Below are 6,336 nucleotides of genomic sequence, written 5' to 3'. Positions count from 1 at the left end.
TCGCAGGCGAGGGCCGTGCCGCCGCAGGCGCGTGCCACTTCCTCGACGCGTTCGCGCCGCCGTCCGAGCACGACGACGTGCGCACCTTCGCGCGCCAGCAGGTGGGCACAGGCCTCGCCGATGCCGGTGCCGCCGCCGGTCACCAGCGCGACCTGGCCGGCGAATCGTCCTTGCGGGTTCGCCATGGCCGTCACTCCGCCGGGATCACGGACAGCACGCGCGCATGGGCGCCGACGCCGAAGTTGCGCACGCCGGCGAAGTCGTCGCCTTCATAGCCCATGATCTTGCCGGTCGTTTTCATGGCGCGCAGGTCGACCATCACGATGCCCAGCGTCGGAATGATCTTTTCGCGCCAGATGAACAGGTACAGGTCGGCGTCGATCCGGTAATAGTGGCAGGCATCGGTGTCGCCCAGGCCGCGCTCGGAGCCCTCGATGCAGCGCCACGCGTACAGGCCGTCGTTCAGGTAGATGTGCTCGTAGCGCTCGTGCGGGCTGTACACGTATTCGACGCGCTTGCCGAGCAGGTCGCGGGTGGGCTGCGGCAGGTCGGCGTCCGGCGCGAACGGCCGGTCGATGGTGCCGCGCACGATGCGCGCCTTCACGGGCGTCAGTTCTTCGCCGCGGGCGATGCGGGTCAGCAGGGGCACGAGGGCCTCCTCGCGCGTCGGCAGCGTGCCGTCGATCTCGATGTAGCTGCCGCGCTCGATGTCCAGCACGAGGCTGATGCCGCCGCGGGGCGCGTCCTCCGTCAGGTAGTCGACGAACCAGATGCCGGGCCGCGGCCGCGTGACGTTGCACTGCCTCGTGGCGACGCCGTCGCGGACGAGCGTGCCGCCGGTGCCGAAGGCGAGCGTGGTGGCGCGGCCATCTTCCCCGTGCAACTGCAGGGTGCGGCCATCCAGGCCGGCATCCGGCGGCAGGCAGTGGTTGTCGGGAGCGAAGGCGTCGCCGAGCGCGCCGACGGGAATCCAGGTAGGGGACGTGGTCATGATGATCCTCGGTGGGTTGAACATGCCGCCACTTTGCCGGGCAGGGCGCGCGCCGCCTATCCGCCAGATGGGCGATGGAAGATTGCCGAATTTCGATACCGGCGACGATGACCGCCTCGTTACCATCGATTCGAACCTGCCCGAGAGGACGATGAATGTCCCGCCCGCAGCCTATTTTCACTACAGGAGAACATCGATGAGGAATTCCCGCACTGTGCGCGCGAGCGCGCTGCTCGCCACCCTGCTGCTTGCCTGCGGCGCCGCCGGCGCGGCCGACGACGACGCGAGCCGGCTCGGCAAGGACCTGACCCCGTCGGGCGCGGAAAAGGCCGGCAACAAGGACGGCACCATCCCCGCCTGGACCGGCGGCGCAGCGCCGGCGTCCGGCTGGGCCTACGGTAAATTCCGCGGCGACTACTGGAAACACAAGGCCGAGAAGCCGCTGTTCTCGATCGACGCGGGCAACGTCGACAAGTACAAGGACAAGCTGACGCCCGGCCAGGTGGCGCTCGTGAAGGGCAACAAGGGCTACCGCATGGACGTCTACCCGAGCCACCGCTCGTGCGGCGTCCCGGATTTCGTGGCCGAGAACACGAAGAAGAACGTGGGCGTCGCGAAGATCGGCGCGGACGGCTGGACGCTGGCCGACGCGATCGTCCCCGGCTATCCGTTCCCGTTCCCGAAAACCGGCACGGAAGTCATCTACGACAGCAAGATGCGCTACCGCGGCGTCGGCGTCGAATGGAAGAACAACTACACGGCCGTCTCGCCGCGCAAGGGCAGCACCGACTGGATCACGGCCGGTTCCGAGCAGACCAACTATTATCCGTGGGGCGCCAAGGGCAGCCGCCATTTCAACACGCTGCCGGACGCGGAATCGTTCGTCTACTTCGCCTACAACACGCCGACAGCGCTGGCCGGGCAAGGCCTCACGATCAAGAACTTCCTGAACAAGCCGGGCACGGAAACGTTCTATTACTTCCCGGGCCAGCGCCGCGTGCGCCGCATGCCGGCCTATGCCTACGATGCGCCGCAGATCGGCTTCGAGAACCAGTACACGCTCGACGAGCCGTTCGTGTTCAACGGCCCGATCGACCGCTTTGACTGGAAGCTGGTCGGCAAGAAGGAACTGTATGTGCCCTACAATTCGTTCGGGCTGTACAAGTTCGACGGCGACTTCCACAAGATCGCCCAGAACGACTTCGTGAGCAACGATGCGCGCCGCTACGAGCTGCACCGCGTCTACGTGGTCGAGGCGACCGTGAAGAACGGCACGCGCCACTCGTCGCCGAAAAAAGTCTTCTACGTGGACGAAGACAGCTACAACCTGGTGGCCGCGGAGGATTATGATGGCCAGGGCAAGATGTGGAAAGTGAAGGAAGGCTATACGATTCCCGTGTACGAGACCGGCACCTGCGATGCCACGGCGTTCGCGCAGTACAACCTGCTGGAAGGCCGCTACGTGATCGACGAGCACGCGGCGGGCACCGGCAAGGACATGCGCTGGGCCGTCGAGCCGGACGGCCAGAAGTTCAAGGAATCGTTCTACACGTCGGAAAACCTGCGGGCGATCAGCGAGCGCTAGGACGGATGAACATGGAAACACGGGCGTACCACCCACCGGCCGCGAAGACCCTCGGGTTCTTCGCGCTGTTCTCGATCGCGATCGGCGTCATCGTCAGCCAGACGAGCACCGTATCGCTGCTGCAGGCCGTCGGCATCGGCGGCACCGGCTTCTTCATCGCGTACGGACTCGCGTTCCTGCTCTCGATCTGCAATGCGCTGAGCTATGCGGAGCTGGCGCTGACGCTGCCGCAGGCGGGCAGCATCAGCACGTATGCGGAAGTCACCGTCGGCCAGTTCCCGGCGATCCTCGCCGTGTTCGCCGGCTACGTGGTGCCGGCGATCTTCGGCCTGCCGGCGGAGCTGATGCTGTTCGATAGCGTCATTGGCCAGCTGTTCCCCGGCCTGATGCCCAACATGGGTTGGGCGCTGTCGCTCCTCGGCATCCTGGTCGTGCTGAACCTCGCCGGCACCGACGTGTTCGCGACGACGCAGCAGATCCTCACGTTCGTGATCGTCTCGTTCTTCCTCGTCGTGGGCCTGTACGTGGCGGGCGGCTTCCACGCCGGCGCGCAACCGGCCGCGCAGGTATGGCAGGGGTTCACCGTGCACACGGCCATCGCGCCGGTGGCCGTGCTGTGCTTCTGGACCCTGATCGGCTGCGAATACGTCACGCCGATGGTGGAAGAGGCCCGCGACGCGCGCCGCGACCTGCCGCGCGCCATGATCGTCGGCCTCACGTGCATCTCGGCCGTGAACCTGCTGTTCGCATGGGGCACGGCGCACGTGCTGCCGCGCGCCGTCCTGACGGCATCCGTCACGCCGCACCTGGACGTCGTGTCGGCCGTGTTCGGCCACGCGGGCCGCATCGTGTTCGCCGTGATCGCGCTGACCGCCAGCGCGAGCCTGATCAACGCGGTGCTGGGCGCCGTGCCGCGCATGCTGCACGGGATGGCGCTGAACGGCCAGGTGTTCCCGCTCTTCAAGCGCGTGTCGCGCACGCGGCAGGTGCCCGTGCCGGCGCTGCTGTTCGTGGCCGCCTGCCCGGTCGTGGGTCTCGTGTGGGCGCGGGGCGACGCCAACAACATCCTGCCGCTGACGATCGCGGCGACGATCTGCTGGATGCTCGTCTACCTGCTGGCGCACGTCGTGCTGCTGGTGCTCCGCGCGCGCCGCCCGGACCTGGCGCGCCCGTTCCGCACGCCGTTCTACCCGCTGCCGCAGCTGGCGGCGATCGCCGGCATCGTCTACGTGATCGCGAACAGCTCGCCGGATCCCGCGATGACCCGGTCCATCGTGCTGTACAGCGGCAGCGTGATCGGTGTCTTCGGCCTCGTGGCGGCCATCTGGGTCAAGTGTTTCATGAAGCAGCGGTTGTTCGCGGCGGGGCCGGTGCCGGTGGCCGGGGATGCCAGGGTGGCGTGACCGGACGCCAGCGCAGGAGAGAAAGGCCGCGAGCGCTCGCGGCCTTTTTTCGTTCCGCGCGGATGCGCGGGATGTCACCTGCCCGGGGCCGGGGAGCGTCGACGAAGCCTGTCGTCTACGCGACGACCACCGGCAGCGCATCGTCATCAAGGGGGCGCCCCGGCTGCCAAGCCTGTTCGCGGCGATCCATTCCTGCAACCGGGCCAAGTCGTCCGGCGACAACTGCGCCGCGAGCACAGCCCAAAAAAAACCCGCCGATACAGGCGGGCAAAACACTATTTTTTTGGAAAAGAAATAGTGGGGAAGTGGAGAGATTGCCTGGCTTATTTGTCGACCACGGCCAGGAAATGCTTGACGAAGAAATCGCTCTGGATCTCCCACAGGACTTCGGTGCCCTGGGTGACGAACCAGCTGTCGCCCACGTTGTAGGTCACCGAGGTGCCGGCGGCGACGTCGGTCAGCTTGACGCTGCCCTGCACGACGGTGGCCTGCTCGTTGAACGGATAGGTCATGCGGAACGTGCCGTGCGTGACGCCGAAGTAGCCGGCCGACACGGGATCCGTCGGGCCGCCGAACGTGCCTCGTACGAAGGCCTGGACGTCGCCCGCTTCGACGGTGGCCCCGAGGTTGGCGACGGAGCCGATCGGGTGCAGGTCCTGCTGGCGCAGCGAGGTGGTGATCCGGGTAATGCTCATAGATGAAAGTCCTTTCGATTAGCGACGACCGGTCCAATAACCGGAAACTTGGTGCCAGGTCTTGCCGGCGGTGCAGATGAGGGGACGGAACTGGTCCTTGCCGACCACGGTCGCGCGCCGGACGGAGCTGATCAGGTCATAGCGCGGCGAACCCTCCGCCATCCCTTCCGCGAGAATCTTGCAGATGATGTGGCTCGGCGTGACGCCGAAACCGGAGTAGCCCTGTACGAAGAACGCGTTCGGACGGCCCGGCAGGGAGCCGATCTGCGGGAACAGGTTCGGGCTGCAGGCCATCGGGCCGCCCCAGGCCAGGTCGATCTTCACGTCGCGCAGGTACGGGAAGATCTTCAGCATCAGGTCGCGGTTCCACGCTTTCAGGTCGTTCGGGATATGGTCGAGGAGCGGCGTGGCGGAGCCGAACAGCAGCCGGTTTTCCTTCGTCACGCGGTAGTAGTCGATGATCGGCCGGATGTCGCTGTAGGCGCCGCGGATCGGGCTGATGCGCTCGATCAGCGCGTCGGACAGCGGCTCCGTCATGCACTGGAAGGCGAACGTGTTGATCGTCGAGCGGTGCAGTTCCGGCTCCATGCGGTTGAGGAAGCTGTCGCAGGCCCACAGCAGCTTGTTGGCCGTGACGCTGCCCTTGGCGGTACGCACCTTGATGCGTTCGCCGTAGGTCACTTCGACGGCCGGCGAGTATTCGTAGATCTTCGCGCCATGGCCGGTCAGGGCCAGCGCTTCGCCCAGCAGCAGGTTCAGCGAGTGCACGTGGCCGCCGCCCATGTGCAGCAGGGCGCAGTGGTACGCGTCGGAGCCGATGATGGACTTGACGTCCGCACCCTCCAGGTAGCGGATCTCGTGCTTCGAGTTCAACGACTTGAAGTCCTTTTCCCACGCGCGCAGCGTCTTGCCCTGGCGCCCGTTGAAGCCCATGTAGCCGTAGCCGTGGCAAAAGTCGGCCATGATGCCGTACTTGTCGATGCGGTCCTGGATGATGTCGGCGCCCAGGTCGCTGATCTCGAAGATCGCGCGCACGCCGTCTTCGCCGACGTCCTTCTTGACCTTGTCCAGGTCGTGGCCGATGCCGGCCATGATCTGGCCGCCGTTGCGGCCCGTGCCGCCGAAGCCGAGGTAGCGCGCTTCCAGCAGGGCGATGTTCCTGAAACCCTTCTCCGCCAGCTCGAGTGCCGTGTTGACGCCGCTGAAGCCGCCGCCGATGACGACGATGTCGACGTCGATGTCCTCCTCGAGGCTGGGGAAGCTGAGGTCGTACTTCTTGGTTGCCGTGTAATAGGTCGCTGTTTCGATATTGATCATGATGCACCTTGTCCGACTGCGAGCGGGCGGCGCGGCGTGCGCCGCCCTGTTGTCGATGCCAGTATCCGGGGCGGGGCGCGCGCATCGTTATCGAAAACTGGCAGACCTGCGCAGGGAACTGCTTGCCGATTTTCGATACTGCTGCCGCCGTATCGATGCCTAGAATGGCTCACACTATCCAGCTTGAGACGACCCCATGCCCCGCTTCCCGCTGTCCCTGAACGCACGCATCTGCGCCACCGCCACCGCACTCGTGATCCTGAGCCTGGCCGCCACCGCAACGGTCATCGGCGTGAGCGGCAGCCGGGCGGCCGAGGCGGCGGCCATGCGCCAGGCGCGTACGTC

Annotated in this window: 6 protein-coding genes; 2 read left to right on the top strand and 4 right to left on the bottom strand. The window is 66.2% G+C overall.

What is annotated here, in order from left to right:
• Together ACEN88_RS22155 and ACEN88_RS22150 are read right to left on the bottom strand one after the other, a co-directional pair.
• Positions 1–185, bottom strand: a 185-nt coding sequence (locus tag ACEN88_RS22155; protein ID WP_413343078.1) for an SDR family NAD(P)-dependent oxidoreductase, incomplete at its 3' end; no start/stop codon positions are given.
• Between the two features lie 5 nt (positions 186–190).
• Entirely contained in the window at positions 191–991 is an 801-nt protein-coding gene (locus ACEN88_RS22150) for a MoaF C-terminal domain-containing protein (protein WP_413343076.1), read from the bottom strand.
• A gap of 196 nt (positions 992–1,187) precedes the next feature.
• Here ACEN88_RS22150 and ACEN88_RS22145 point away from each other — a divergent pair, with 196 nt between their 5' ends.
• Together ACEN88_RS22145 and ACEN88_RS22140 are read left to right on the top strand one after the other, a co-directional pair.
• Positions 1,188–2,576, top strand: a complete 1,389-nt coding sequence (locus ACEN88_RS22145; protein ID WP_413343074.1) for a DUF1329 domain-containing protein — start codon at positions 1,188–1,190, stop codon at positions 2,574–2,576.
• Between the two features lie 11 nt (positions 2,577–2,587).
• Positions 2,588–3,979, top strand: a complete 1,392-nt coding sequence (locus ACEN88_RS22140) for an APC family permease (protein ID WP_413343072.1) — start codon at positions 2,588–2,590, stop codon at positions 3,977–3,979.
• Between the two features lie 323 nt (positions 3,980–4,302).
• Here ACEN88_RS22140 and ACEN88_RS22135 read toward each other — a convergent pair whose 3' ends face one another.
• Entirely contained in the window at positions 4,303–4,674 is a 372-nt protein-coding gene (locus ACEN88_RS22135) for a cupin domain-containing protein (protein WP_413343071.1), read from the bottom strand.
• A gap of 18 nt (positions 4,675–4,692) precedes the next feature.
• Positions 4,693–5,991, bottom strand: coding sequence for an NAD(P)/FAD-dependent oxidoreductase (locus tag ACEN88_RS22130; RefSeq protein WP_413343069.1), 1,299 nt, complete (start codon positions 5,989–5,991; stop codon positions 4,693–4,695).
• Positions 5,992–6,336 lie beyond the last annotated feature (345 nt).

It is taken from the genome of Massilia sp. CT11-108 (assembly GCF_047302915.1).
In the GTDB taxonomy this organism is placed as follows: domain Bacteria; phylum Pseudomonadota; class Gammaproteobacteria; order Burkholderiales; family Burkholderiaceae_D; genus Telluria; species Telluria orientalis.
This window is presented reverse-complemented; position numbering and strand designations above follow the sequence as displayed.

Bases quoted from the DNA above. Each gene is read 5' to 3' on its own strand.
- ACEN88_RS22150 (WP_413343076.1), bottom strand. From the start codon at position 991: ATGACCACGTCCCCTACCTGGATTCCCGTCGGCGCGCTCGGCGACGCC.
- ACEN88_RS22145 (WP_413343074.1), top strand. From the start codon at position 1,188: ATGAGGAATTCCCGCACTGTGCGCGCGAGCGCGCTGCTCGCCACCCTG.
- ACEN88_RS22140 (WP_413343072.1), top strand. From the start codon at position 2,588: ATGGAAACACGGGCGTACCACCCACCGGCCGCGAAGACCCTCGGGTTC.
- ACEN88_RS22135 (WP_413343071.1), bottom strand. From the start codon at position 4,674: ATGAGCATTACCCGGATCACCACCTCGCTGCGCCAGCAGGACCTGCAC.
- ACEN88_RS22130 (WP_413343069.1), bottom strand. From the start codon at position 5,991: ATGATCAATATCGAAACAGCGACCTATTACACGGCAACCAAGAAGTAC.